24 protein-coding genes are annotated in these 24,661 nt (G+C 46.6%); 12 read left to right on the plus strand and 12 right to left on the minus strand.

Features of this window, described 5'->3' with window-relative positions; all coding sequences use genetic code 11:
• Window positions 1-101: 101 nt before the first annotated feature.
• Window positions 102-254 carry a YegP family protein gene (locus N5E84_RS14655; RefSeq protein ID WP_019282865.1) on the plus strand — a complete coding sequence of 51 codons (153 nt, stop codon included), beginning with the start codon at window positions 102-104 and terminating at the stop codon, window positions 252-254.
• A gap of 304 nt (window positions 255-558) precedes the next feature.
• A complete protein-coding gene (locus tag N5E84_RS14660) occupies window positions 559-1,116 on the plus strand; it encodes a VC2662 family protein (protein WP_029388369.1) in 558 nt (185 codons plus the stop codon).
• Window positions 1,117-1,166: 50 nt separating this feature from the next.
• Here N5E84_RS14660 and N5E84_RS14665 read toward each other — a convergent pair whose 3' ends face one another.
• Together N5E84_RS14665 and epmB are read right to left on the minus strand one after the other, a co-directional pair.
• Window positions 1,167-1,640: an MgtC/SapB family protein gene (locus N5E84_RS14665; RefSeq protein WP_013855863.1), complete on the minus strand. Its 474-nt coding sequence runs from the start codon at window positions 1,638-1,640 to the stop codon at window positions 1,167-1,169.
• Window positions 1,641-1,712: 72 nt separating this feature from the next.
• Window positions 1,713-2,735, minus strand: coding sequence for an EF-P beta-lysylation protein EpmB (gene epmB, locus N5E84_RS14670; RefSeq protein WP_019282863.1), 1,023 nt, complete (start codon window positions 2,733-2,735; stop codon window positions 1,713-1,715).
• 33 nt (window positions 2,736-2,768) lie between these two features.
• Between epmB and efp the strand changes: the two genes are divergently transcribed.
• Window positions 2,769-3,335, plus strand: a complete 567-nt coding sequence (gene efp, locus N5E84_RS14675; protein WP_017043203.1) for an elongation factor P — start codon at window positions 2,769-2,771, stop codon at window positions 3,333-3,335.
• 124 nt (window positions 3,336-3,459) lie between these two features.
• Here efp and frdD read toward each other — a convergent pair whose 3' ends face one another.
• Genes frdD through frdA form a run of 4 tightly spaced genes read right to left on the minus strand, consistent with a single transcriptional unit; the run spans window position 3,460 to window position 6,808 of the window.
• Window positions 3,460-3,837, minus strand: coding sequence for a fumarate reductase subunit FrdD (gene frdD, locus N5E84_RS14680; RefSeq protein ID WP_010317640.1), 378 nt, complete (start codon window positions 3,835-3,837; stop codon window positions 3,460-3,462).
• Window positions 3,838-3,849: 12 nt separating this feature from the next.
• Entirely contained in the window at window positions 3,850-4,233 is a 384-nt protein-coding gene (frdC, locus tag N5E84_RS14685; protein WP_017043204.1) for a fumarate reductase subunit FrdC, read from the minus strand.
• A 2-nt stretch (window positions 4,234-4,235) separates the two neighbouring features.
• Entirely contained in the window at window positions 4,236-4,994 is a 759-nt protein-coding gene (locus tag N5E84_RS14690) for a succinate dehydrogenase/fumarate reductase iron-sulfur subunit (protein ID WP_017046770.1), read from the minus strand.
• A complete protein-coding gene (gene frdA, locus N5E84_RS14695; protein ID WP_013855868.1) occupies window positions 4,994-6,808 on the minus strand; it encodes a fumarate reductase (quinol) flavoprotein subunit in 1,815 nt (604 codons plus the stop codon). Before frdA ends, N5E84_RS14690 begins: the two co-directional genes overlap by 1 nt.
• A 244-nt stretch (window positions 6,809-7,052) precedes the next feature.
• Between frdA and epmA the strand changes: the two genes are divergently transcribed.
• The 5 genes from epmA (at window position 7,053) to cysE (ending at window position 11,401) form a co-directional block, all read left to right on the plus strand.
• Complete coding sequence (epmA, locus tag N5E84_RS14700) at window positions 7,053-8,027, plus strand: elongation factor P--(R)-beta-lysine ligase (RefSeq protein WP_069211901.1); 975 nt, start codon at window positions 7,053-7,055, stop codon at window positions 8,025-8,027.
• Window positions 8,028-8,183: 156 nt separating this feature from the next.
• Complete coding sequence (locus N5E84_RS14705) at window positions 8,184-8,618, plus strand: rhodanese-like domain-containing protein (RefSeq protein WP_010317649.1); 435 nt, start codon at window positions 8,184-8,186, stop codon at window positions 8,616-8,618.
• 167 nt (window positions 8,619-8,785) lie between these two features.
• Window positions 8,786-9,253, plus strand: a complete 468-nt coding sequence (gene secB, locus N5E84_RS14710) for a protein-export chaperone SecB (RefSeq protein WP_013855870.1) — start codon at window positions 8,786-8,788, stop codon at window positions 9,251-9,253.
• Window positions 9,254-9,434: 181 nt separating this feature from the next.
• A complete protein-coding gene (gene gpsA / locus N5E84_RS14715; RefSeq protein WP_013855871.1) occupies window positions 9,435-10,493 on the plus strand; it encodes an NAD(P)H-dependent glycerol-3-phosphate dehydrogenase in 1,059 nt (352 codons plus the stop codon).
• Window positions 10,494-10,579: 86 nt separating this feature from the next.
• Window positions 10,580-11,401, plus strand: coding sequence for a serine O-acetyltransferase (gene cysE, locus N5E84_RS14720; protein ID WP_010317654.1), 822 nt, complete (start codon window positions 10,580-10,582; stop codon window positions 11,399-11,401).
• Between the two features lie 62 nt (window positions 11,402-11,463).
• Here cysE and N5E84_RS14725 read toward each other — a convergent pair whose 3' ends face one another.
• The 3 genes from N5E84_RS14725 to argE all read right to left on the minus strand — a co-directional run bounded on the left by N5E84_RS14725 (window position 11,464) and on the right by argE (window position 16,373).
• Complete coding sequence (locus N5E84_RS14725) at window positions 11,464-12,003, minus strand: PadR family transcriptional regulator (protein WP_010317655.1); 540 nt, start codon at window positions 12,001-12,003, stop codon at window positions 11,464-11,466.
• Between the two features lie 367 nt (window positions 12,004-12,370).
• A complete protein-coding gene (ppc, locus tag N5E84_RS14730; protein WP_029388274.1) occupies window positions 12,371-15,004 on the minus strand; it encodes a phosphoenolpyruvate carboxylase in 2,634 nt (877 codons plus the stop codon).
• Between the two features lie 232 nt (window positions 15,005-15,236).
• Window positions 15,237-16,373, minus strand: a complete 1,137-nt coding sequence (gene argE, locus N5E84_RS14735; RefSeq protein ID WP_010317659.1) for an acetylornithine deacetylase — start codon at window positions 16,371-16,373, stop codon at window positions 15,237-15,239.
• Window positions 16,374-16,528: 155 nt separating this feature from the next.
• On the opposite strand from argE, the gene argC reads away from it, so the two are divergent.
• The 4 genes from argC to argH all read left to right on the plus strand — a co-directional run bounded on the left by argC (window position 16,529) and on the right by argH (window position 21,666).
• Window positions 16,529-17,530, plus strand: coding sequence for an N-acetyl-gamma-glutamyl-phosphate reductase (gene argC, locus N5E84_RS14740; protein ID WP_019282443.1), 1,002 nt, complete (start codon window positions 16,529-16,531; stop codon window positions 17,528-17,530).
• Between the two features lie 23 nt (window positions 17,531-17,553).
• A complete protein-coding gene (gene argB / locus N5E84_RS14745) occupies window positions 17,554-18,345 on the plus strand; it encodes an acetylglutamate kinase (protein WP_010317663.1) in 792 nt (263 codons plus the stop codon).
• Window positions 18,346-18,438: 93 nt separating this feature from the next.
• Complete coding sequence (locus tag N5E84_RS14750; RefSeq protein WP_017043213.1) at window positions 18,439-19,662, plus strand: argininosuccinate synthase; 1,224 nt, start codon at window positions 18,439-18,441, stop codon at window positions 19,660-19,662.
• Window positions 19,663-19,791: 129 nt separating this feature from the next.
• Window positions 19,792-21,666, plus strand: a complete 1,875-nt coding sequence (argH, locus tag N5E84_RS14755) for an argininosuccinate lyase (RefSeq protein WP_019282442.1) — start codon at window positions 19,792-19,794, stop codon at window positions 21,664-21,666.
• A 193-nt stretch (window positions 21,667-21,859) separates the two neighbouring features.
• Here the strand turns inward: argH and N5E84_RS14760 are convergent, their stop codons facing one another.
• The 3 genes from N5E84_RS14760 to N5E84_RS14770 all read right to left on the minus strand — a co-directional run bounded on the left by N5E84_RS14760 (window position 21,860) and on the right by N5E84_RS14770 (window position 24,555).
• A complete protein-coding gene (locus tag N5E84_RS14760; protein ID WP_019282441.1) occupies window positions 21,860-22,114 on the minus strand; it encodes a DUF3624 domain-containing protein in 255 nt (84 codons plus the stop codon).
• Between the two features lie 129 nt (window positions 22,115-22,243).
• Window positions 22,244-23,713: a dihydrolipoyl dehydrogenase gene (locus N5E84_RS14765; RefSeq protein ID WP_026027892.1), complete on the minus strand. Its 1,470-nt coding sequence runs from the start codon at window positions 23,711-23,713 to the stop codon at window positions 22,244-22,246.
• Between the two features lie 113 nt (window positions 23,714-23,826).
• Entirely contained in the window at window positions 23,827-24,555 is a 729-nt protein-coding gene (locus N5E84_RS14770; protein ID WP_013855882.1) for a redoxin family protein, read from the minus strand.
• Window positions 24,556-24,661 lie beyond the last annotated feature (106 nt).

Raw genomic sequence — 24,661 nt, forward strand, 5'->3', positions numbered from 1 at the left:
GTGAGCCATTAGGTTGCATCTGATTTATAGATTTCGTATAAGAAAGTGTTTTGTATAAAACAAGTTGCAATTTGCTTTCACTAACTATTTTGGATACTAAAATGGATAAATGGGAATTTTATAAAGACGGTTCAGACCTATGGCGTTGGAGACGTACTGCTTCTAATGGTCGTATTGTCGGAGCCTCAAGTCAGGGCTATGTAAATAAATCTGATTGCGAAGACAATGCACGTCGCAACGGTTGGAATGGTTAAGTTGCTGACCTACGTCTAGATGTAGGTTTATAAAGGCTTGAGCCGTATGCGGGGAAACTCGCACGTACGGTTCTTAGGGGGCGGTGGCGCAGTAATGTGTCGCTGCTACCCGACATCATCCTCTCTCAATAAGAAACCGGAGCTTGCCTCCGGTTTTTTTCGCATAATTAGCTCAATCCTGACGTTTGAGTGATCCGACTCTTCTAGACTTCGTCTCTTCACTGATCACAATTTGGTGATGATGTGAGTGAAATAGCGTGAACAAACCAAATATTAACGGTTTCATTGGTCAATGGAGATCTTTATGAAAAAAGTACTTTCAGCACTAGCCGTAGTGGCTGCGTTATCTTCTTCTGTTGCGATGGCTGGCACTCCAGTTATGTTTTCTTCCATCAATAACTTCAATGCGCCGGATGAAAATGCGGTATCAGGCGTTCGTGTTGCGGCTCTTTACGGTAAAGTGAATGAGGTTAAAGGCTTAGATCTCGCCGTTGTTGGATTATCTGAAACTGACTCTACGACGGGTGTAAATTTAGGTCTTTTAGGGGCATCGAAAGTCAATCAAGAGATGACCGGTGCTTCACTCGGTTTGTTAAACTGGAATACAGGGCAAACCGTGGGTGCTAACGTGGGTATAGTGAATCTGACCAACAATGTACAAGGTGCTAACGTCAGTCTAGTGAACTACTCTGAAGGTAATACCATGGTTGATGTTGGTGCAGCAAACTTCTCAGATACATCGAAAGTGCAAGTGGGTTTGTTCAACAAAACCACAGAAATTGAAGGTATTCAGGTTGGTCTAATTAACTGTGCGGATAATGGTTTCTTTAAGTGTTTTCCTATCATCAACTTTGCTAAATAGCCGATGAATTGAAATCGAAAGAGCAGCATCAAGCTGCTCTTTTTTTCACCTTATGTACGACGACGAAAGCGTTGATGAACACCACGGCGCAAACTTTGAAAGCTATTTTCTACCTTATCCACGCCATACAACACACACAATGCCAATACCGTGATAATGATGGATTGCTGTAAGTAACCAAGACCGATCATCAATCCCAGTGATGCCAGTACCCAAATAACAGCGGCTGAGGTGACGCCATGGATTTTCCCATCTTGAGTCATCATCACGCCTGCGCCTAAAAAACCAACCCCAGTAATAATTTGTCCAAGCACGCGAGCTTGATCTAAGGTGTTAGGGGACAGTGATACGGCCATCGCTAGAAAGAGATAAGTCCCTGAGATGATTAATATTGATGTGCGAATGCCCACAGGTTTACCACGGGTTTGGCGTTCAACACCAATCAGTAACCCATTGATAGCACAGCACAATAATGCAGACCAACTGAATGGACTAAGATCAAGAAATTGTCCGAGAGATTGCATGATGGTTTTCCCAAAAGTATGAAGGTAAGAGTTCGTTGATTGACACCGAACCGCTCTTTTGAAGTTCTGTAATTACTCAAGATGCAGATCGAGTGGCGTTTTACTGGCTCTGCCACCGATTTCTCGAGTTAGCTTAGCAACAAGATAGCCCGAGACTCGCTCAATGACACCTGCCATTATTTCTTTTGCTTTTTGATCACTAACAAAAAAGTGCGCTGCGCCTTGCACTTTATCCAGCACATGCAAGTAGTAAGGCAAAATTCCTGCATCAAATAAGGTTTCGCTGAGCGCGACTTGCGCGTCAACGCTATCATTGACACCTTTTAACAATACACCTTGGTTGAGTAAGGTAACATTGATGGCGCGCAGACGACTCATCTGCTGTTTGAATTCTAGATTGATTTCATTGGCATGGTTAATGTGCGTCACCAAAATGACTTGTAAGCGAGTTTCACGCAGCAGATCACACAATGCATCGGTGATTCGAGCGGGGATCACCACGGGCAAGCGCGAGTGAATACGCAATCGTTTAATATGAGGCACGCTGCTGATTGCATCGATGAGCCAACGCAGTTCTTCATCTTTCGCCATTAACGGATCACCGCCCGATAAAATGACCTCATTGAGCTCGGGATGCGCGGCAATATAGTCGACGCTTTGCTGCCACACCTGCTTTGAGCCTTTATTCTCTTGGTAGGGAAAATGACGACGAAAGCAATAACGGCAGTTAATCGCACAACCACCTTTGACTATCATTAGCACTCGGTTGCGGTATTTATGCAGCAATCCCGGAATGGCATTGTTTTGCTCATCAAGCGGGTCATTTGAGTACCCATCATGCCATTCAAACTCTTCATTGAGTGGCAAAACTTGACGCAACAGGGGATCGTAAGGGTTTCCTTTCTCCATGCGATCGACAAAACTTTGTGGCACCCGTAGTGCGAAGAGTTTGCGTGCGGCAAACCCGTTTTGCCAAAGGGCAGGATCAATCTCTAACTGCTGGAGAAGCTCGGCAGGGTTTGAGATCGCATTCGTTAATTGTTGAAGCCAGTTTTGCTCAACAGAATCAAGTTTTCGGGTTATTATATGCGGCATTGAATTTAACTCGAAGAATGGTAAGAGGAAAAAATGGCTACTGTTAGCACGAATGAATTTAAAGGCGGTCTCAAAATTATGCTTGATAATGAGCCTTGTGTCATTCTCGAAAATGAATATGTGAAACCAGGTAAAGGCCAAGCCTTCAACCGTGTCAAAATCCGTAAACTTCTTTCTGGCAAAGTGTTGGAAAAAACATTTAAGTCAGGTGATTCAGTAGAAACGGCTGACGTAATGGATATCGACCTTGATTATCTCTATAACGACGGCGAATTCTACCACTTTATGAATAATGAAACATTCGAGCAAATTGCGGCGGATAATAAAGCGGTGGGTGAAAGCGCAAAATGGCTAGTGGAAAACAACACTTGCATGTTGACGCTTTGGAACGGCAACCCAATTGCGGTAACGCCACCAAACTTTGTTGAACTTGAAGTGGCTGAAACGGATCCAGGCTTGAAAGGCGATACGCAAGGTACGGGTGGTAAACCCGCTACGTTGGTCACAGGTGCTGTGGTACGTGTGCCACTGTTCATCTCTATCGGTGAAGTGATCAAAGTGGATACCCGCTCTGGTGAATACGTAGGTCGAGTCAAATAATCACCTAAAAGTAAGTAAGACGGTCGCTCGGTAAGCGGCCTTTTTTATTGCTCCAAAGCTGAGTGAGTGCCGTAATAAAAAAGAGCTGCCGAGGCAGCTCTTTGATGTCATCACTTTTCTATCTTTAAATCATAAAGATAAAAACGACTGCGAGCGCGGAAATCAGCCCAGCAAACGCATAACAAGCGATTTTACCCACTAAACCGGTGTGGAATTTTAGGTCATGCATACCGTGATGGACACGGTGCATGGCATGCCACATCGGTAAGGCTAATGTGCCAATGATAAACAGTGCGCCGATGATGCTAGTCGCAAAACTCGAAACGCGTTCATAACTCATTGCTTCAGCATCGATAATGCCTAATGGTGCTAAAATACCCAACACGAGAATGGTGATCGGGGTAATCATCGCAAACCATGTTCCACCGGCACCAAACAGCCCCCACCAGATAGGTTCATCAGAACGTTTTGGCGTGCGATTTACCTTATAATTGTTGTTCATGACTATAAGCTCCTACACCACGATGAGAACAATCAGTGAGATAAACGCAACCGCTGCCCACTGAGTTAAGACGATGATTTTCTTGTCGATTAGCTTACCTTTCAAGCGGATTGGCATCACTTGCGGCATCATGCTAAAGAAGGTTTGTGCATGCAGCAAACTCCCCGCTAACGCGACAATATTGATTGCGACCACAATTGGGTTTGCCATAAAGCTTAGCCAGCCTTCCCATGCTTCAGGGCCTTTAACCAAGCAGCCCAAGCCAAAGGTAAGGAATAAGGTAAAGAATATCAGTGGCAGTACCGTGGCTTCACGCAACATGTAGAAGCGGTAGAATGGGTGATCTTTCCACCAAGTACGTGTCATTTCACGAACGTAAGGTTTACGGTTACTCATCCTTATCCCTCCACTTTCTTTGGTGAACCGTCAGGTTTTAGCATGGCAATCACGAAGTCCATTGAAGACTCAACTTTGCCTTGGTTGACGGCTGCTGCTGGATCAACGTGTTTTGGACACACTTCAGAGCAGTAACCAACAAAGGTACAACCCCAAGCACCGTTATCACCATTGATAAGCTTCATACGCTCGGCTTTACCATGGTCACGGCTATCTAAGTTGTAGCGATGAGCAAGGGTTAATGCTGCGGGGCCAATAAACTCAGGGTTCAAACCGAACTGAGGGCAGGCCGCGTAGCAAAGACCGCAGTTAATACAACCAGCAAATTGTTTGTATTTGGCCATTTGCTCTGGCGTCTGTAAGTTGGTGCCATCTTCAGGTTTGCGATCGTTGCCAATGATGTAGGGTTTAATGGCTTCAAGACGCTCGATAAACGAAGTCATATCCACGATCAAATCTTTTTCAATTGGGAAGTTGGCTAAAGGTTCAATCTTCACGCCATTGGGGTAATCGCGCAGGAAGCTTTTACAAGCCAATTTAGGTACGCCATTGACCATCACACCACACGAACCGCAGATCGCCATACGGCAAGACCAGCGATAAGAGAGATCCTTATCGAGGTTATCTTTGATGTAGCCAATCGCGTCGAGCACTGACATGGTGTCATCAAAGGGAACTTCAAAAGCTTGCAGGCGTGGCTTAGCATCTTTTTCTGGGTCGTAGCGCAAAATGTCTACTTTTTGAATGCGATTTGCTGACATTATTTTTGCTCCTCTGCGCTTTTCTCTTCTGCCGCTTTTTCCGCGGCGGCAGCCTGTTCTGCCGCTTCACCATAGAGACGAGCTTTCGGCTGAGATTTCGTGATCTTAACCGCACTATAGTCGATACTTGGAGCGGCATCAGGTTGATAGAAAGCTAAAGAGTGCTTGAGGTAGTTCACATCATCACGCTCAGTACAACCTTCGTCTAAACGCTGATGCGCACCGCGAGATTCTTTACGCAAGATAGCTGAGTGAACCATAGCTTCAGCCACTTCAAGGCCATAACCGACTTCGATAGCGTACAGAAGGTCGGTGTTGAACACTTTGCCTTTATCTTTAATGCTAATGTTCTTGTAGCGTGCTTTTAGCTCGGTGATTTTATCAATCGTCGCTTGCATTAAATCTTCTTGGCGGTAGATACCACAACCCGCTTCCATGGTGTGACCCATCTCAGTGCGAATGGTGGCCCAGTTTTCATCACCTTCTTGGTTCATTAACGCTGCAATACGCTCTTCTACGGCTTTGACTTGTTTGGCGATAGATTCATCGTTCCAACCTTTGAATTCCGCTGCGCGTTTCACTGCACTTTCACCCGCAACGCGGCCAAAGACCACAAATTCAGCTAACGAGTTAGAACCCAAACGGTTTGCACCATGCAAGCCAACCGAGGCACATTCGCCGACAGCAAACAGACCTTTGATGCGCGTTTCACACTGACCGTCCGTTTCGATACCACCCATGGTGTAGTGTACGGTTGGGCGAATTGGGATCGGCTCTTTTGCTGGATCAACGTTGACGTAAGCTTTCGCTAGTTCACATATGAACGGCAAACGCTCTTGTAAGTACTCTTCACCGAGGTGGCGAAGATCAAGCAGCACCACATCACCAAGCGGATGTTTGATGGTGTTGCCTTTCTGTTGTTCATGCCAGAAAGCTTGAGAAACTTTGTCGCGAGGACCGAGTTCCATGTATTTGTTTTTAGGCTGACCCACTGGAGTTTCTGGGCCCATACCGTAATCTTGCAGATAACGATAGCCATTTTTATTGACGATGATACCACCTTCACCGCGGCAGCCTTCCGTCATCAAAATACCCGTGCCAGGTAGGCCAGTTGGGTGGTATTGCACGAACTCCATATCGCGTAGAGGGACGCCATGACGATAAGCCATCGCCATACCATCGCCAGTTACAATGCCGCCGTTGGTGTTGCAGTGGTACACACGGCCCGCGCCACCAGTGGCTAATACCACAGATTTTGCTTTGATGGTTACTAGCTCACCTTCGGACATATGAATCGCGATAAGCCCTTGAACTTCGCCATCTTCAACAAGTAGATCCACCACGAAATACTCATCAAATCGATTGATTTGTGGGTACTTCATTGAAGTTTGGAAGAGGGTGTGCAGCATGTGGAAGCCTGTTTTGTCAGCCGCAAACCAAGTACGCTCGACTTTCATGCCACCAAAACGGCGTACGTTGACTTCGCCATTTTCTTTACGGCTCCATGGGCAACCCCACTGTTCCATTTGCACCATCTCGCGGGTCGAGTTGGCCACAAAATATTCAACAACATCCTGTTCACATAGCCAATCTCCACCACCAACGGTATCGTTGAAGTGGTTGTCAAGGCTATCTTCTTCCTTGATAACTGCTGCTGAGCCTCCTTCCGCTGCAACCGTATGAGATCGCATAGGATAAACTTTAGAAATCAGAGCAACTTCTAAATCAGGGTTTGCTTCAGCGGCTGCAATTGCAGTGCGAAGACCAGCGCCGCCTGCGCCGATGACTGCGATATCTGTGGTGATAATTTGCACAGTTATCCTCCGGTGTGTGATGCGGAAAATCCGCTTGTTATAGTTAAAGGTTCGTAAGCCTTAAGTGGTACGGGTAGTGTAGAAGAGCTGTGTAAGGAAAAAATTGATTCTGTTAGGTTTTTGCTTCGGAAGTGCAAGCGCGAGCATACTTATTTTTCTTTGTGTGATAATAATCACGTTAGAATTTGGAATTGCGCTTTAAGTCAGTAAAATTCATATCATCCAAACTTATGTGTGCCAGAACATGAATAGAAAAAACTGGATGCCAACCGCATCAATACCACAACTCAAACAGCGTGCTCAGTTACTCAAGCAGATCCGCCATTTCTTTGAACTACGAGATGTATTGGAAGTCGATACACCAGCCATGAGTCATGCCACGGTAACCGACATTCATTTGCAAACCTTCCAAACCCAATTTGTTGGCCCAGGGTATGCTGATGGCCGTCAACTCTATTTAATGACCAGCCCAGAGTTTCATATGAAACGACTTTTGGCGGCGGGGAGTGGTTCGATTTATCAGATCAATAAAGCGTTTCGCAACGAGGAAAATGGCCGCTATCACAACCCAGAATTTACGATGTTAGAGTGGTATCGGGTTGGTTTTACTCACCATGATTTAATGGATGAGATGGATCAATTGCTGCAACTTATTTTGCAGTGTGGAGCGGCGCAGAAAATGAGCTACCAACAAGCATTTTTGCAGGTACTTGGGGTTTGTCCGTTAGAAGGCTCAATGGACGAGTTAAAAGCGGCTGCGAGCCGATTAGGTCTAAGTGACATTGCTGAGCCAGAAGAGGATAGAGATATCTTACTGCAACTGCTATTTAGTGTCGGTGTTGAGGCGGAAATTGGTCAACAGGTACCCGTTTTTGTTTACGATTTTCCTGCATCACAAGCGGCACTAGCTAAGATTAACCCGCAAGATCATCGTGTTGCGGATCGCTTTGAGGTCTATTTCAAAGGGATTGAACTTGCGAATGGTTTTCATGAGCTGGACAACCCACAAGAGCAACTGGCTCGTTTTGAAGCGGATAACCAAAAGCGTAAAACGATGGGGCTGGTCGAACAGCCGATTGACTACCACTTGATAGCGGCGTTAGAGGCTGGCTTACCTGAATGTTCAGGAGTGGCGCTTGGTATTGATCGCTTGATTATGCTGGCGTTAGGCCAAGATCATATTGATAACGTGATGGCTTTTCCTTTTCCGATAGCTTAAGCTTTTAAGCTGATGTGGATTGCGCGCTTGTAGTGCGATGAGCGCGCTGAAAAACGGCAACAGTTTCTTATTATGCAATGTAAGCCCTCGCGTCTGGCTGACAACCTCGTTATACTCCTTGTTTGATTTTAAGCCCACATTGCAAGAGCACAGAATATGCAAGAGTACATCGAATTTTTCCAACACAATATGATTCTATCTTTGGCATGGGTAGGTATTCTCGTCGCCTTAATCATGAGCATCGTGAAATCAACCACGGCAGCCTATAAAGAGATCACCGCTTCACAAACGACGCTTTTAATGAATCGTGAAAACGGTGTTGTTGTCGATATCCGCACGAAAGATGAATTTAAAAAAGGCCATATTACCGATGCGGTTCACATTTTACCGTCAGATATTAAATCCGGTAACTTGGCTAGCCTTGAAAAGCACAAGTCTGACCCAATCATTGTGGTATGTAAAACGGGTCAAACCGCGCAAGAGAGTGCCAACCTGCTTGCTAAAGCTGGGTTTGAGAATGTGAATTTACTGAAAAATGGTCTTGTAGCTTGGAATGAAGCGAACTTGCCATTGGTTCGTGGCAATAAATAATTCACTGATCGCGGTTATCTTGAACTGAGTGTGCTGGCTGAAAAGCCAGCATTTGATGCTAAGAGTTGTGATGTTTTCCACGTAATCGTGAGCTCATCTAGTCATTCGAAATCAGCTCGGTTAGTCTAAAAGCAACACTGAATTTGTAAGTATTTAAGGATTTAATCATGGCTGAAGCCGCACAACAAACAGCACAACAAAATTTCGCAATTCAACGTATCTTTCTAAAAGATGTCTCTTTTGAAGCGCCAAACTCACCTGTTATGTTCCAAAAAGAGTGGAATCCAGATGTGAAGTTGGATCTTGACACTCAAAGTCGTGATCTGGGTGAAGGTGTGTATGAAGTCGTATTACGCCTAACGGTGACAGTGAAAAACGCGGAAGAAATCGCGTTCTTATGCGAAGTGCAACAAGGTGGTATTTTTACTGCTGAAAAAATGGAAGCGGGTCAACTTGCTCATTGTTTAGGTGCATTCTGCCCGAACATTCTGTTCCCATATGCACGTGAAACAATTTCTAGCTTAGTTGTTAAAGGGACATTCCCACAACTTAACCTTGCACCAGTGAACTTTGATGCATTGTTTATGAACTACCTACAACAACAAGCGACTCAAGGCGAGCAAGCAGAAGCTTAATCGTTAATGACGTGAGATCATTAACGTTGGCGTTCCATGTCAGACTTTGATGATAAAAAATGCACAAAGCATCCCAGATAATGATGGTGCGTTGTGCATTTTTTGTTTATTTCGAATGCCAATACCTCCGTTCCTTGCTACTCCGTATTGAAAGCTGTATCGGAAGGAATTTAGGTATAACATGACAACACGAATAGCAATGGACGAAACAATGACAGATCCTAACAGTATTTACGGTAAAGCGATCACCATGACAGTAGTTGGTGCGGGTTCTTACGGCACATCTCTGGCGATTTCTTTAGCACGTAACGGTGCTAATGTTGTCCTTTGGGGACACGATGCTAAGCATATGGCTCGTCTTGACGCTGATCGTGCTAACCAAGAATTTTTACCCGGTATTGATTTTCCCGATTCGCTGATTGTGGAAACCGATTTGAAAAAAGCGGTACAAGCGAGCCGCGATTTGTTGGTTGTAGTTCCGAGCCACGTATTTGGCCTTGTTATGAAGAGTTTAAAGCCTCACTTACGTGATGATTCCCGTATTTGTTGGGCAACCAAAGGGCTTGAACCTGAAACGGGCCGGTTACTGATGGATGTGGCCTATGACACCATTGGCGAGCGCTATTCATTGGCAGTGTTATCTGGGCCGACTTTTGCTAAAGAGTTGGCGATGGGAATGCCTACCGCAATTTCTGTTGCTTCGCCTGACGCGCAGTTTGTCGAAGATCTGCAAGGCAAAATTCACTGCAGCAAAACTTTCCGCGTTTACGCCAATAGTGATTTTATTGGCATGCAGCTAGGTGGTGCGGTTAAAAACGTGATTGCGATTGGCGCTGGCATGTCCGATGGGATTGGCTTTGGTGCGAATGCGCGTACTGCATTGATTACGCGCGGTCTGGCCGAAATGTGCCGTTTGGGTGCAGCGTTAGGTGCTCAGCCTGAAACCTTTATGGGGATGGCCGGATTGGGTGACTTAGTACTCACTTGCACCGATAACCAATCACGTAACCGCCGCTTTGGTTTGGCGCTGGGACAAGGAAAAGATGTGGATACGGCGCAGCAAGAAATTGGCCAAGTGGTTGAAGGTTATCGCAACACCAAAGAGGTGTGGTTATTAGCGGCGCGCATGGAGGTTGAAATGCCAATAGTTGATCAAATCTATCAAGTGCTGTATCAAGGAAAAGATGCGCGTGTTGCAGCACAAGATTTGCTGGCTCGTGATAAAAAAGCAGAACGCTAATTCATTGCTCATGATTAGGCACAAAGCCTATTAGCAATCTACATTGACGCTCTAGAGATTGGATGAGGAAGGGTGATCAACCAACGATGAAACATTGCGAAAAACTCAAAGTGTGGCAAGCCATAGTCAAAGAGGCGCGCGAGCAGTCAGAGCAAGAACCGATGCTGGCTAGTTTTTATCATGCCACTATTATTAAGCATGATAGTTTAAGCTCGGCCTTGAGCTACATTCTTGCCAATAAGCTGAATACGGCCTCAATGCCAGCGATGGCGGTGCGTGAAGTGGTCGAAGAGGCATTTGCCGCAGACCCCAGCATTATGGAAGCGGCGGCGTGTGACATCTGCGCGACTGTCAATCGTGACCCCGCGGTATCTATGTTTTCAATGCCTCTACTTTATCTCAAGGGCTACCATGCCTTACAAGGCTATCGCGTCGCGAACTGGTTATGGAAGCAAGGTCGAGTGGCGTTGGCTACCTATTTTCAAAACCAAATCTCGGTAGCTTGCCAAGTGGACATCCATCCTGCAGCACGTATTGGTCGCGGCATCATGCTTGACCATGCTACGGGCATTGTGATCGGTGAAACCGCGGTGGTGGAGAATGATGTCTCTATTTTACAAGATGTAACGCTAGGCGGAACGGGTAAAGAGTGCGGCGATCGCCACCCGAAAATTCGTGAAGGCGTGATGATTGGCGCGGGTGCCAAAATTCTCGGTAATATTGAAGTGGGCGAAGGGGCGAAAATTGGTTCTTGTTCGGTGGTATTGCAAGCGGTGCCTCCGCACACTACCGTCGCTGGAGTGCCAGCCAAAATTGTCGGTCGTCCGCAAACCGATAAGCCTTCGTTAGATATGGACCAACAATTTAATGGCCGTTCTCAAAGTTTCATTGCCGGTGATGGTATTTGATTTGGTCGCGGAAAACAAAAAGGGTGATGCTCACAGAGCATCACCCTTTTTTATGGTTGGCATTAAGCCATTGCATCGAGTTCAGCAAGCACCTCTTCAGCCCAATCAACCCACGCTTGGCGAACCAGTAGGTTGCGGCGTAGTGTTAGACGCTCAAGGCGCTGTAGCTTATCGAGGGTAGCTGGTGTTGCATAGTACGCAGACTCAATCTCTTTGTAGTGAGCAACCAGTTTTTTCGATTCTTCAACCAATTCACCCAGTTGAATTCGGTAAGGTGTTGCTGGTTGTACCGCGCAAGCGATCAATTTAGCGCTAAATTCATCACGTACGGTTGGGTGAGCTGTAGGTTGGTCAAACCATTCACCTAAAGCGCTGCGACCTGCATCGGTGATGGAGTAAACTTTACGATCTGGCTTGCCATCTTGCGGTTCTAATACACAAGTGACTAGGCCTTGTTGACCCATTTTATTCAGTTCGCGGTAAACTTGTTGGTGGCTGGCTTTCCAAAAATAGCCAATGCTTGAAGAGAACTCTTTTGTGATGTCGTACCCTGTGGCATCGCGAGTGCTCAAAACAGTGAGGATAACGTGTGGTAATGACATGTCTTTAATCCAAATGGTTAATAAACTCAAAAACAACTTGCTCAAACTCGTGTTGTGCTTCTGATGGCATCAATCATGAATGAGTTTAAGCAACACCCACCGTTCTATTGACGGAGTGGGTTGTGTCACCTTAAAAAGCCGTTTATCACCTAGGATTATATGCGTGACGCATATCGACCTGCGATTTGTTATGTTTGTATGCTACCGCAGAGGAGCAGTAGTATATCTAAATAATAAGCATAAAGTAGAATACTTTGTTAGTTTAGCTTAAAAAAACTGATAATATGCTCAATAATTTTTGTGATTTAAAATAAAAAGCCGCACAGAGGCGGCCTTTTAGCTAGTTTGTGAAATAAAATGCTGTTACTTAGCCTGTGTTACGCATTCCTGCTGCAATACCCGCGATAGTCACCATTAAGGCTTCTTCTAACTCTGCTGGTGCGGTTTCGGTTTGGCGGGTGCGGTACAACAGCTCTGCTTGCAGCATATTTAATGGCTCAACATAGATATTGCGCAAACGGATTGACTCTTGACCCCAAGGATCGCTTTGCATCAAGTTCTCATTGTTTTCTACATTTAACACCGCTTTGATGTCTTTCTGTAATTGAGAACGCAAACGCTCACCGAGCGGGCGTAACGATTCATCGACTAAGCGTTCATCGTAATAGCGTGAGATTTCAATGTTGCACTTGGAGTAAACCATCTCTAGCATGCCTAAACGCGTTGAGAAAAATGGCCATTCACGGCACATCTCTTCCAGCAGTGCTTGGTGTCCTTTATCGATAGAAAACTGAATTGCTTCTCCCGCACCTAGCCAGGCTGGTAGCACGAGGCGGTTTTGGCTCCAAGAGAAGATCCACGGGATTGCACGTAAGCTTTCGACCCCACCATTAGGGTTGCGTTTAGCCGGACGTGAACCGAGCGGCAATTTACCCAGCTCTAGCTCTGGCGTTGCTTGGCGGAAGTACGGGACAAAGTCCGGCTCGCCGCGAACAATATGGCGATACGCTTCGCAAGAGACTTCAGACAATACCTCCATTAAGTCGCGCCAATCTTGTTTTGGCTCTGGTGGTGGCAGCAGGTTCGCTTCTAAAATGGCGCTGGCGTACATCGTAAAACTATTGACCGCTACTTCTGGTAGACCAAGTTTAAAACGGATCATTTCGCCTTGCTCCGTCACACGCAAGCCACCTTTTAAGCTTTTGGGTGGTTGTGAAAGCAGTGCCGCATGTGCTGGAGCGCCCCCGCGACCAATGGTGCCGCCGCGTCCATGGAATAGTGTCAGTTCAATTCCGGCCTTTTCACTGACATTAACCAAAGCTTCCATCGCGCTGTATTGCGCCCAACCAGCGGACATTACACCTGCATCTTTAGCGGAATCAGAGTAACCAATCATCACCATCTGGTGGTTTTGAATAAAGCCCCGATAGAGATCAATGCCCATTAGCTGGCGGATCACCGTTTCTGCGTTGTTTAAATCATCCAAAGTTTCGAACAGTGGACAAACGTCCATGCGATAAGGGCAGCCACACTCTTGCAACAATAGATGTACGGCAAGTACATCTGATGCGGTACGAGCCATCGAAATCACATAAGCACCAAAGGCTTCGCGAGGCTGAGAAGCAACGATTTTACAGGTGTCGATCACCTCTTGCACCGCTTCTGAAGGCTGCCAGTCACGAGGTAACAAAGGACGTTTTGAACTCAACTCATTGGTGAGAAACGCAATTTTGTCTTGCTCGCTCCACTGGTCATAATCACCAATGCCTAAATAACGGGTGAGCTCGGAGATCACATCAGAGTGACGAGTGCTCTCTTGGCGAATATCCAAACGTACAAGATGCACACCAAACGCTTTAATCCGGCGCAGAGTATCAAGCAGCGAGCCATCGGCAATTACGCCCATGCCGCATTGATGTAAAGATTGGTAGCAGGCATAAAGCGGTTCCCACAACTGTGCGATATTTTGCAGTGGTGCTTTGCGTGCCAGTTGTTGGCCATTGATCTTGGCATCCAACACTTCCAGTGTTTCGCTGAGCAGTTCACGCAGTCGTTTGAGAATGGCGCGATAAGGTTCGTGTTCATCTATGCCAGCCAGATCGCGTAGCGCGTCACTGCATTTGGTCATCGACAGTTCGCTGACCAGCTCATTGATATCACCTAGGTAGAGATCGGCCGCTTTCCATCGAGAAAGCAGCATTACTTCACGGGTGATTTTATGAGTCACAAAGGGGTTACCATCACGGTCGCCGCCCATCCACGAAGAGAAATGCACAGGGTGTGCATCAATTGGTAGCCCTTCACCTAAGTAGTTGGTGAGGTGCTCATCAAATTCACGAAGAAAATCAGGCACGGCTTGCCATAGAGAATTTTCCACCACCGCAAAGCCCCATTTTGCTTCATCCAGTGGCGTAGGGCGCTGCTTACGAATCACATCTGAATGCCAGCTTTGCGCGATCAACTGTTCTAAACGGCGTTCGGTTTTTTGGCGCTCTTTAAATGAAAGGTCACTGAGTTCAAGCTTGGAGAGACACTCGTTAATTTTCACCAGCTTGTTGATCATCGTGCGGCGTGTAATTTCGGTTGGGTGAGCCGTTAGCACTAACTCGATATTGAGATCGCGTACCGCTTGAGCAGCATCCAATTTACTGATTTTATTTTGATTCAGTTTAGTAAACAGTAAATTAATCGCATCAGGCTCACACACATGTTCTTCACAGTGACGTGAAATGGTGTGGTACTGCTCGGCCATGTTGGTTAAGTTAAGAAATTGGTTGAATGCCCGCGCTACTGGGGTGAGCTGTTCATTGGGAAGGTTTTTGATCTCTTCAACCAAGCTGTCTCGGTCGGCTTGATTGCCATTACGGGCTGATTTTGAAAGTTTTCGGATGGTTTCCACTTTCTCTAAGATAACGTCACCATGGGCGTCCTGAATGGTGTTGCCCAGCAAACGGCCAAGCATGCTCACGTTACTTTTGAGCGCAGCGTATTTTTCGTTCATTGTCATCCTGCCTTGTAAAAAAATTACATCCATTGTTCCTTGCTAAGTACACAATCTAGCGAAAAGATCCCTGTAGAGTCAAATAAAGCCGACTATTTTTACGATTATTGCTGAATGTTATTGAACGTGATCATTTGGTGAATAATTGGCGTAAATTACTGAAATTTTATTACAAAAATGCCCGACCGTAGAAACCCTGTCAGGCATTTATCGCTTGAGTAAGCTTGGTAGGCTAGAAGCAGTATTTATACATTGCTTTGGACAAAATCGAGATGGTTGGATCAATAAATTCAAACGCTAGGAATTCATCCGGTTGATGCGCTTGATCGATCGAACCTGGGCCGAGTACCAGTGTTGGGCATAATTGTTGTAAGAACGGTGCTTCAGTACAGTAATTCACGGTTTGTGAAGCGGTATTGCAAATCTCTTCAATGTTGCCAATAAAGGGGTGATCATGCTGACATTCATAACCCGGAATCGCATCATGCAGCGCGGTAATCTCAATGCGGCCGGGCCATTTTGCACTGACTTCATTCAGTGCATTGCGCAGCAAGTTATCGAGCCCATCTAGACTCATGCCGGGCAGCGGGCGCACATCGTAATGCAATTCGCAGCAGCCACAAATGCGGTTTGGACTATCGCCACCGTGGATATGGCCGAGGTTCAAAGTGGGGTGAGGAATGGCAAAGCCTGGGTGATGGTACTCTTTGATCAATTTGTCGCGCAGTTGCATTAACGCGAACAGCACTTCATGCATGATTTCGATGGCATTTACGCCCAGAGCAGGATCAGACGAGTGGCCCGATTTTCCTGTCACTCGAATAGCGTTGGCTACGTGGCCTTTATGGCCGCGGATGGGCACAAGGCTAGTCGGCTCACCAATAATGCAGTAATCCGGTTGAAATGGTGCATGTTCAGTGAAATGACGCGCGCCGAGCATAGTGGTTTCTTCATCACAGGTAGCCAACACATACAGCGGTTTACTCTGTTTACTCCAATCGACTTTTTTCACCGCTTCGTAGATAAAAGCAAAAAAGCCTTTCATGTCTGCCGTGCCTAAGCCATAGAAACGATCATTGGCTTGCGTTAACGCGTGTGGTTCAAAATTCCAACGTCCTTCGTCAAATGGAACGGTATCACTGTGCCCCGCGAGCAGTAGGCCACCTTCGCCGCACCCTTTCTTCGCCACTAAATTGTATTTTCCCGGCGCGACTTCAATGGTGTCGACTACAAACCCTAAGCTGGAAAACCAGCTTGCCAATTTATCAATCACATTCTGGTTACCTTCGTCCCAACGAGCATCTGTGGAGCTGATGGAAGAGGTTGAAATCAGACCTTGGTAAACCTCAAGAAAACTGGGTAATTGCATATTATCTTTGCTCCTAGTATTGACAGAGTAATTGCGAGAAGGTAAAACACATATTAAATCACTTTGTTTGAATAAAAAACCGATTTAAGTGTCTTTTTTGAAATTTATAGTCATTTTTAGATTGTCTTTTTTACCTTGAAATTGGATGTCACGAGATGTTGAAAACCACAATTATCGGAGCTAGCGGTTATACCGGCGCTGAGTTGGCGTATATGGTGCAAAAACACCCACAACTCACGCTATCAGGTTTATACGTTTCCGCCAATAGCCTAGATGTTGGAAAACCAATGGCTGAGCTGCATGGCAAACTCTCCGGTATTGTCGACATGCAGGTACAACCATTAGTGGATCCGGTGAGCGTTGCAAGCCAATGTGATGTGGTGTTTTTAGCTACGGCTCATGAGGTGAGCCATGATCTCGCGCCTATTTTTCTTGCGCAAAATTGTCAAGTTTTCGACCTTTCTGGTGCTTTTCGCGTCAAAGGTGATGATTTTTACCAAAATTACTATGGTTTTAAACATCAACACCCTAAATGGTTAGAAAACGCGGTTTATGGACTGGCGGAATGGAATTATGAGGCAATTAAGCAGAGCCAATTGATCGCCGTTGCAGGTTGCTATCCAACCGCATCGCAACTTGCGATAAAGCCTTTGGTTGAAGCGGGTTTGTTAGATACAACTCAATGGCCGGTGATTAATGCCACCAGCGGTGTCACCGGCGCGGGCAGAAAAGCGACATTAACCAACAGTTTTTGTGAAGTGAGCTTACAGCCATACGGCGTGTTTACTCATCGCCACCAACCTGAAATCGTCGCCCATTTAGGATGTGATGTGATTTTTACGCCTCACTTAGGGAATTTCAAACGCGGTATTTTGGCCACCGTGACGATGAAGCTTGCATCGGGTGTTTCAGAGCAACAAGTCAGCCATGCTTTTGAGAAGGCGTACGCTAACAAACCAGCGGTTCGGCTCAAATCAACCTTGCCGAGCATCAAAGATGTTGAATTTACGCCATTTTGCGACCTCGGTTGGCGAGTGCAAGGTGAGCATATTATCGTCGTGTCCGCGATCGATAATTTATTAAAGGGGGCATCGAGCCAAGCGATGCAGTGTTTAAATATTCATTACGGTTTTTCTGAGCTAACGGCTTTGGTGTAACGCACCAAGCGTAAGGGTTAAATATGACAGATACAAAGCAAAATCCATTAGTGATTAAGTTAGGCGGCGCGGCGCTGTCTTGTTCTGAAACGCTAAGCAAACTGTTTGGCGCAATCGCACTGTATCAAGCCCAAGCTCAGCGACGAATTGTCATCGTGCACGGGGGCGGTTATCTCGTCGATGACCTGATGGCGAAATTACAACTAAAAACCGTGAAGAAAGAAGGTTTGCGTGTCACGCCTTATGACCAAATTCCGCTGATTGCAGGCGCGCTGGCTGGGACAGCCAACAAAATGCTGCAAGGGCAAGCGATTAAAGATGGCTTAAATGCGGTTGGTTTATCACTCGCTGATGGCGGGTTATGCAAAGTCGAAGAGTTGGATCCAGAACTCGGCGCAGTGGGCAAGGCTTCTCCTGGTGATTCACAAATCGTGCAAGCGATTTTAGCCGCTGGTGGTTTGCCTATTATCAGCTCGATTGGCCTGACCGCTGATGGACAAATGATGAATGTCAACGCCGATCAAGCAGCCGTTGCAGTGGCTGGCGCATTGGATGCAGAACTCGTTCTGCTTTCCGATGTGAGCGGCGTGCTGGATGGCAAAGGCCATTTGTTGTCGAGCCTCAATGAGCAGCAGGCCAATGCGCTGATTAAAGGCAAAGTGATCACGGATGGCATGATTGTCAAAGTGAAAGCGGCGCTGGAAGCGGCAAATGATTTAGGTCGCCCGATTGAAGTGGCGACATGGCGTTACCCAGATAAGCTCAGCAAATTGTTTGCGGGCGAAAGTATCGGGACCCAATTTTTACCTCAATAAACGTATTTAATCAGTTGTTGATAACAGCTGTAAGTAATTAATCACCCAGAGCACTGACCGCCAAGCGCAGCGCCGGGAAATGGAGAAAGTAATATGAGCAAGGTTCAAGTCAATAAAGTCGTTGTCGCATACTCTGGCGGTCTAGATACCTCGGTAATCATTCCGTGGTTAAAAGAAAACTACGATTGTGAAGTGGTTGCCTTTGTTGCCGATGTCGGCCAAGGTGAAGAAGAATTGGTCGGCATTGAAGAGAAAGCGAAAGCGTCTGGCGCGTCAGAGTGTTATGTGGTCGATCTTAAAGAAGAGATGGTCGCTGAATACATCTACCCAACACTAAAAACAGGCGCTTATTACGAAGGTAAATACCTACTTGGGACGTCAATGGCTCGCCCAATCATTGCCAAAGCGCAAGTCGAAGTAGCGCGTAAAGTGGGTGCTGATGCGCTGTGTCACGGCTGTACGGGGAAAGGTAATGACCAAGTGCGTTTTGAAGGTGCGTTTGCAGCCCTAGCGCCTGATTTACATGTAATTGCTCCTTGGCGTGAGTGGGACATCGTGAGTCGTGAAGAGTGTCTTGATTTCCTTGCTGAGCGTAACATTCCTTGCGCCGCTTCATTGACGAAAATTTACTCGCGTGATGCGAACGCGTGGCACATTTCGACCGAAGGTGGCGTGCTTGAGAGTACTTGGAACGCCCCTAATGAGGATTGCTGGGTCTGGACAGTAGATCCAGAGCAAGCGCCAAATGAACCAGAGTTTGTCACACTGCAGGTCGCGAAAGGCGAAGTCGTTGGCGTCGATGGTGAACTGATGACGCCTTACAACGCACTCGTTTACCTTAATGAGAAAGGCTCTAAACACGGCGTTGGTCGTATCGACATCGTCGAAAACCGTTTGGTTGGTATGAAGTCTCGTGGTTGTTATGAAACCCCAGGAGGCACCATCATGATGGAAGCGTTGCGTGCTGTTGAGCAGTTAGTGCTCGATAAAGCCTCATTCGAATTTCGTGAAGAACTGGGTGTCAAAGCGTCGCATCTTGTATACGATGGCCGTTGGTTCACTCCGCTGCGTAAATCCATCATGGCTGCAGCCGATGAGCTGGCACAGGACGTTAATGGTGAAGTGGTTGTGAAGCTTTACAAAGGGCAAGCGACAGTGACGCAAAAACGTTCGGAAAACAGCTTGTACTCGGAAGAGTTTGCGACCTTTGGTGAAGATGTTGTGTATGACCAAAGCCACGCAGGCGGCTTCATTCGTCTCTATTCGTTGGCAAGCCGGATCAGAGCGTTGAACGAAGCGAAGAAGAATAAAGCCTAGGTTAACACCCAAGGTAGAGACACAAAAATAACAATAAAAGATCGCTCTAGTAGCGATCTTTATTATAAAAATGATTGAGCAATTTGATGTGGTCACGCTCAGTCGCGACCTAAGAGCAGGAGATACGCAATGGCATTATGGGGCGGTAGATTTACCCAAGCAGCAGACACGAGGTTCAAAGAGTTCAACGATTCACTTCGCTTTGATTACCGATTGGCTGAACAAGACATTGTGGGCTCTATAGCATGGTCAAAGGCGTTGGTGTCAGTGAATGTTTTGGGCGAAGAGGAGCAGCAAAAACTAGAACTTGCGCTCAACGAACTCAAACTGGAAGTGATGGAAGATCCTGAGCAGATCTTACGCTCTGATGCAGAAGATATTCACTCTTGGGTTGAGCAGCAGTTGATCAGTAAAGTGGGTGATTTAGGCAAAAAGCTGCACACTGGGCGCTCTCGTAATGACCAAGTCGCGACCGATTTAAAATTGTGGTGCCGCCAGCAGGGTCAGCAATTACTGTTGGGGTTAGATCGCCTGCAAACGAAATTAGTGTCGGTTGCTCAGCAGCACCAAGCGACGGTTTTGCCCGGTTATACCCACCTGCAACGTGCGCAACCAGTGACCTTTGCGCATTGGTGTTTGGCCTATGTTGAAATGTTTGAGCGTGATTACTCTCGTTTAAATGATGCGATTAAGCGCCTTGATACTTGCCCGCTTGGCTCCGGCGCGCTGGCAGGTACGGCCTATCCGATTGATCGTGAACAGCTTGCTCATCATTTAGGGTTTCGCCGTGCCACGCGTAACTCGCTCGATTCAGTATCCGACCGAGATCACGTGATGGAATTGATGTCGGTGGCGTCGATCTCGATGCTGCATTTATCGCGCTTGGCGGAAGATATGATCTTCTACAACTCGGGTGAGTCTGGTTTTATCGAACTGGCTGACACCGTGACTTCGGGTTCATCCTTGATGCCGCAAAAGAAAAACCCTGATGCATTAGAGCTGATCCGTGGCAAAACTGGCCGTGTTTATGGCTCGCTTGCGGGCATGATGATGACGGTCAAAGCCTTACCATTGGCTTATAACAAAGATATGCAAGAAGACAAAGAAGGGCTGTTTGACGCGCTGGATACTTGGAACGACTGCATGGAAATGGCTGCGCTTTGCTTTGATGGCATCAAAATTAAAACCGAACGGACTTTAGAAGCGGCCAAACAAGGCTATGCCAATGCTACCGAATTAGCTGATTATTTAGTCGCCAAAGGGATCCCTTTCCGTGAAGCGCACCATATTGTGGGCGTAGCGGTGGTTGGCGCGATCGCGAAAGGGTGTGCGCTTGAAGAACTGACCCTTGCCGAGCTTAAAGAGTTTTCGTCGGTCATTGAAGATGATGTTTATGCGATCCTCACTATTGAATCTTGCTTAGAAAAACGCAGCGCTTTAGGTGGCGTTTCGCCAAAACAAGTGGCCTATGCGGTTGATCAAGCCAAAGCGCGTTTAGACAAACGTGACACCACGGCGGTGAAAGTTCGTCCTGCCCGTTTGACGGATATTGAAACGCTAGAAAGTATGGTCACTTATTGGGCGAATATGGGAGAAAATCTGCCTCGTTCACGCAATGAGTTGGTGCGCGATATTGGTTCATTTGCCGTGGCGGAACACCATGGTGAAGTGACGGGATGCGCCTCGTTATATGTCTATGACTCTGGGTTGGCTGAAATTCGTTCGCTTGGTGTAGAAGCAGGTTGGCAAGGTCAAGGACAAGGAAAAGCGATCGTCTCGTATTTGGTGAATAAAGCGCGGCAAATGGCGATTAAGAAAGTGTTTGTTCTGACTCGAACGCCAGAGTTTTTCATGAAGCATGATTTTATTCCAACCTCAAAAAGCTTACTGCCAGAGAAAGTGCTCAAAGATTGTGAACAATGCCTACGGCAGCACGCTTGTGATGAAGTGGCGCTTGAGATCAATTTGGTTGAGCAGATCATCAAGCGAGTCAACGTCGCTTAATGCGTTGATTACCAACGCGATCATTGCCGTTAATGAGGCCTTGGAAAAAGATCTCAAAAAGATCGAATGATCACGGAACAATTTAAGAAAAGCGTGGTCTATAACTGTACCACTGCTTTTTCTTAGAAGAATCTAAGAAGGCCCCAAACCTACTATTGGTTCTGGGGCTTTTTCTTTTGTGCTCTTTAGCTTTTTATTTGTCGCGCCCTTGCCGCTTACGCCAAGGGAGTACCACAAACTTCATCCACAGATGTAAAAACAGCAAACCGTTAAAGGCAAAGCCCGCTATTAGCAAGCTGATCGATTCAATGGTTTTAGGGTTCTCCCTGTATAACCACCACCACACAAGCCAGCACCCAACTGACAAAACAATGAGCTGATCCATACAACGTTGGCAGCGGCCGATTTTTTTCCAAAACCACGAAGATTGGCAGTTATTGCAAGGCATAAGCGCGTTCATTAAAGAGAAAATAACGGCAGTATAACGTGCGTGAAGGTGTGAGTCTAAGGCGCGGCTGAAACTAAAGCGTATAAAAAACGGCCGCCCAAGGGCGACCGCATGAATGGATGTTGAAAATTAACAGCCCGGACCGCAGTCCATGCAATGCTTTATCATCTCAGGACCTAAATGCAGTTTAGCGTTTAGATCACGCAGCGCGGTGCGCACGCCTTCTTCAATTACGGGGTGATAAAAAGGCATATCCAACATCTGTGAAATCGTCATCTGATTTTGATGTGCCCACGCCAGTAAATGAGCCAAGTGCTCCGCATTCGGTCCCATCATTTCAGCGCCTAAAAATCGCCCTGTTCCTTGTTCGCCATACACATGCAATAACCCTTTATTGCGCAGCATGACGCGTGAACGGCCTTGATTTTCAAACGACACAGTACCGATAGCAAAACAGCCACAATTTCCTAAACGAGTGGTTAGCTGTTTGTAGGATTCACCGACCATCGCAATTTGTGGGTCTGAAAAAACCGCTGAGATAGAGGAACGACGAAGCCCGGCACGAATATCTGGGTAGCGGCCAGCGTTATCCCCTGCAATACGACCTTGATCGGCTGCTTCATGAAGCAGTGGCAGTTGATTACTGGCATCACCAGCAATGAAAATACTGTCTACAGAGGTTTGCAGCGTATAGTGATCGGCCGTTGGTACGCCGCGCGCATCAAGGGCTACATCGGTATTTTCAAGTGCCAATTTATCTACGTTCGGGCGACGACCAGTTGCCGCCAACACATAGTCAACGACAAATGTCTCGAGCTGCCCTTCACGGTTGATGAATTGGATTTCAACTTTGTCGTTTTGGCCTGTTGGAGAAGCAATGCGTTTCATGCTTTCCACTTTAACGTCAGCGTCTAAATAGAATTCTTCCTTAAACGTTTTATCAGCGTAAGCCATCACATCAGGGTCGGTTAATGGGCCAACTTGTCCACCAATGCCGAACAGCTTCACTTTCACCCCTAAACGATGCAAGGCTTGGCCTAGTTCTAAGCCAATAACTCCCGGGCCAAATACGGCAACAGATTCGGGTAAGTCGTCCCACTCAAATAGGTCATCATTAATGATTAAGCGATCGCCAAGTTCATGCCATACCGCGGGGTAGGCTGGGCGAGAACCGGTAGCAATCACGATCCGCTTGGCGCTGATTCGTGTATGGTTGTCGACCTGTAGGGTGTGGTTGTCGATAAATTGGGCGTAGCCTGAGATTTTGTCTTCAGCGGGGATCTCCTCAACGCCTTCAAGCACAAATCCGACAAAGCGGTCACGTTCACGTTTTACCCGCGCCATCACTTCACGTCCATTAATGACAATTTCACCTTGAGGATGAACACCAAAAGCAGGAGCTTTGTGGATGTGATGGACACTCTCTGCTGCGGCAATCAGTAATTTGGATGGCATGCAGCCGACGCGAGCACATGTGGTTCCGTACGGGCCACCTTCGATCATGACGACGCTGGTCGTATGTGCTTTTGCGGCACGATAAGCGCCGAGTCCTGCGGTCCCACCACCAATAATGGCTACATCAACGTTTAACTGTTTCATCATCGCTTTCTCTAAATTTGGAATGTGAATAGTCGATGGCAACATTTAATAATGCTGTCATTGAGTCTAAATGAGGAGGATGCCCTAGGAAGATTTTCCTAGGGCAGGCGTGATTAGCCCAGGTAAGCTTCTAGCTCTTCGCTGCCGCCGATGTGTTTACCACCAACGAAAACTTGCGGAACGGTGGTACGGCCTGTGATAGCTCGTAAGCTCACTGTGGTTGCATCTTTACCCAATACCACTTCTTCATATTGAAGACCGTGGTCAATCAAGAGTTGTTTTGCTTTAGTACAGAATGGGCAACCTGGTTTAGTAAATACGGTAACCGATTCTTGTGTTTTATAGTTAGGTGCAATGTATTTCAGCATAGTGTCAGCATCTGATACTTTGAACGGGTCACCCGGTTCATCAGCTTCGATAAACATTTTTTCGATGATGCCATCTTTGACTAGCATGCTGTAACGCCATGAACGTTTGCCAAAACCGATTTGGCTTTTATCAACTAACATACCCATACCGTCAGTAAATTCGCCATTGCCATCAGGAATGAAAGTAATATTCTCTGCTTCTTGGTCTGCTTTCCAAGCATTCATCACAAAGGTATCGTTCACCGAAACACATAGGATGTCATCAACGCCATGCTCTTTAAACACCGGGTACAGTTCGTTGTAACGCGGCAAGTGGCTTGATGAACAGGTTGGGGTGAAGGCACCTGGCAAGCTAAATACGATAACGGTTTTACCTTTGAATAATTGATCTGTTGTGAGATTAACCCAAGCATCACCTTGACGAGTAGGGAAAGTGACTTGTGGTACCGCTTGGCCTTCTTTAGATACTAACATTCTATTTTCCTTGTGATTTTCTAAGTTAGGTTATGATTTTAAGAGCCGCTGCTCTCATTTGTTGAAGCCATTATGGAAGAAAACCTTTGATAGCTCCAATCGTTTG

Origin of the sequence: Vibrio sp. J502, from assembly GCF_025397955.1 — a bacterium.
Lineage (GTDB): Bacteria > Pseudomonadota > Gammaproteobacteria > Enterobacterales > Vibrionaceae > Vibrio > Vibrio anguillarum.

Excerpts from the sequence above, each read along its gene's own strand:
- N5E84_RS14655 (WP_019282865.1), top strand. The coding sequence starts at position 102 with ATGGATAAATGGGAATTTTATAAAGACGGTTCAGACCTATGGCGTTGG.
- N5E84_RS14660 (WP_029388369.1), top strand. The coding sequence starts at position 559 with ATGAAAAAAGTACTTTCAGCACTAGCCGTAGTGGCTGCGTTATCTTCT.
- N5E84_RS14665 (WP_013855863.1), bottom strand. The coding sequence starts at position 1,640 with ATGCAATCTCTCGGACAATTTCTTGATCTTAGTCCATTCAGTTGGTCT.
- epmB (WP_019282863.1), bottom strand. The coding sequence starts at position 2,735 with ATGCCGCATATAATAACCCGAAAACTTGATTCTGTTGAGCAAAACTGG.
- efp (WP_017043203.1), top strand. The coding sequence starts at position 2,769 with ATGGCTACTGTTAGCACGAATGAATTTAAAGGCGGTCTCAAAATTATG.
- frdD (WP_010317640.1), bottom strand. The coding sequence starts at position 3,837 with ATGAACAACAATTATAAGGTAAATCGCACGCCAAAACGTTCTGATGAA.
- frdC (WP_017043204.1), bottom strand. The coding sequence starts at position 4,233 with ATGAGTAACCGTAAACCTTACGTTCGTGAAATGACACGTACTTGGTGG.
- N5E84_RS14690 (WP_017046770.1), bottom strand. The coding sequence starts at position 4,994 with ATGTCAGCAAATCGCATTCAAAAAGTAGACATTTTGCGCTACGACCCA.
- epmA (WP_069211901.1), top strand. The coding sequence starts at position 7,053 with ATGAATAGAAAAAACTGGATGCCAACCGCATCAATACCACAACTCAAA.
- N5E84_RS14705 (WP_010317649.1), top strand. The coding sequence starts at position 8,184 with ATGCAAGAGTACATCGAATTTTTCCAACACAATATGATTCTATCTTTG.
- secB (WP_013855870.1), top strand. The coding sequence starts at position 8,786 with ATGGCTGAAGCCGCACAACAAACAGCACAACAAAATTTCGCAATTCAA.
- gpsA (WP_013855871.1), top strand. The coding sequence starts at position 9,435 with ATGACAACACGAATAGCAATGGACGAAACAATGACAGATCCTAACAGT.
- cysE (WP_010317654.1), top strand. The coding sequence starts at position 10,580 with ATGAAACATTGCGAAAAACTCAAAGTGTGGCAAGCCATAGTCAAAGAG.
- N5E84_RS14725 (WP_010317655.1), bottom strand. The coding sequence starts at position 12,003 with ATGTCATTACCACACGTTATCCTCACTGTTTTGAGCACTCGCGATGCC.
- ppc (WP_029388274.1), bottom strand. The coding sequence starts at position 15,004 with ATGAACGAAAAATACGCTGCGCTCAAAAGTAACGTGAGCATGCTTGGC.
- argE (WP_010317659.1), bottom strand. The coding sequence starts at position 16,373 with ATGCAATTACCCAGTTTTCTTGAGGTTTACCAAGGTCTGATTTCAACC.
- argC (WP_019282443.1), top strand. The coding sequence starts at position 16,529 with ATGTTGAAAACCACAATTATCGGAGCTAGCGGTTATACCGGCGCTGAG.
- argB (WP_010317663.1), top strand. The coding sequence starts at position 17,554 with ATGACAGATACAAAGCAAAATCCATTAGTGATTAAGTTAGGCGGCGCG.
- N5E84_RS14750 (WP_017043213.1), top strand. The coding sequence starts at position 18,439 with ATGAGCAAGGTTCAAGTCAATAAAGTCGTTGTCGCATACTCTGGCGGT.
- argH (WP_019282442.1), top strand. The coding sequence starts at position 19,792 with ATGGCATTATGGGGCGGTAGATTTACCCAAGCAGCAGACACGAGGTTC.
- N5E84_RS14760 (WP_019282441.1), bottom strand. The coding sequence starts at position 22,114 with ATGCCTTGCAATAACTGCCAATCTTCGTGGTTTTGGAAAAAAATCGGC.
- N5E84_RS14765 (WP_026027892.1), bottom strand. The coding sequence starts at position 23,713 with ATGAAACAGTTAAACGTTGATGTAGCCATTATTGGTGGTGGGACCGCA.
- N5E84_RS14770 (WP_013855882.1), bottom strand. The coding sequence starts at position 24,555 with ATGTTAGTATCTAAAGAAGGCCAAGCGGTACCACAAGTCACTTTCCCT.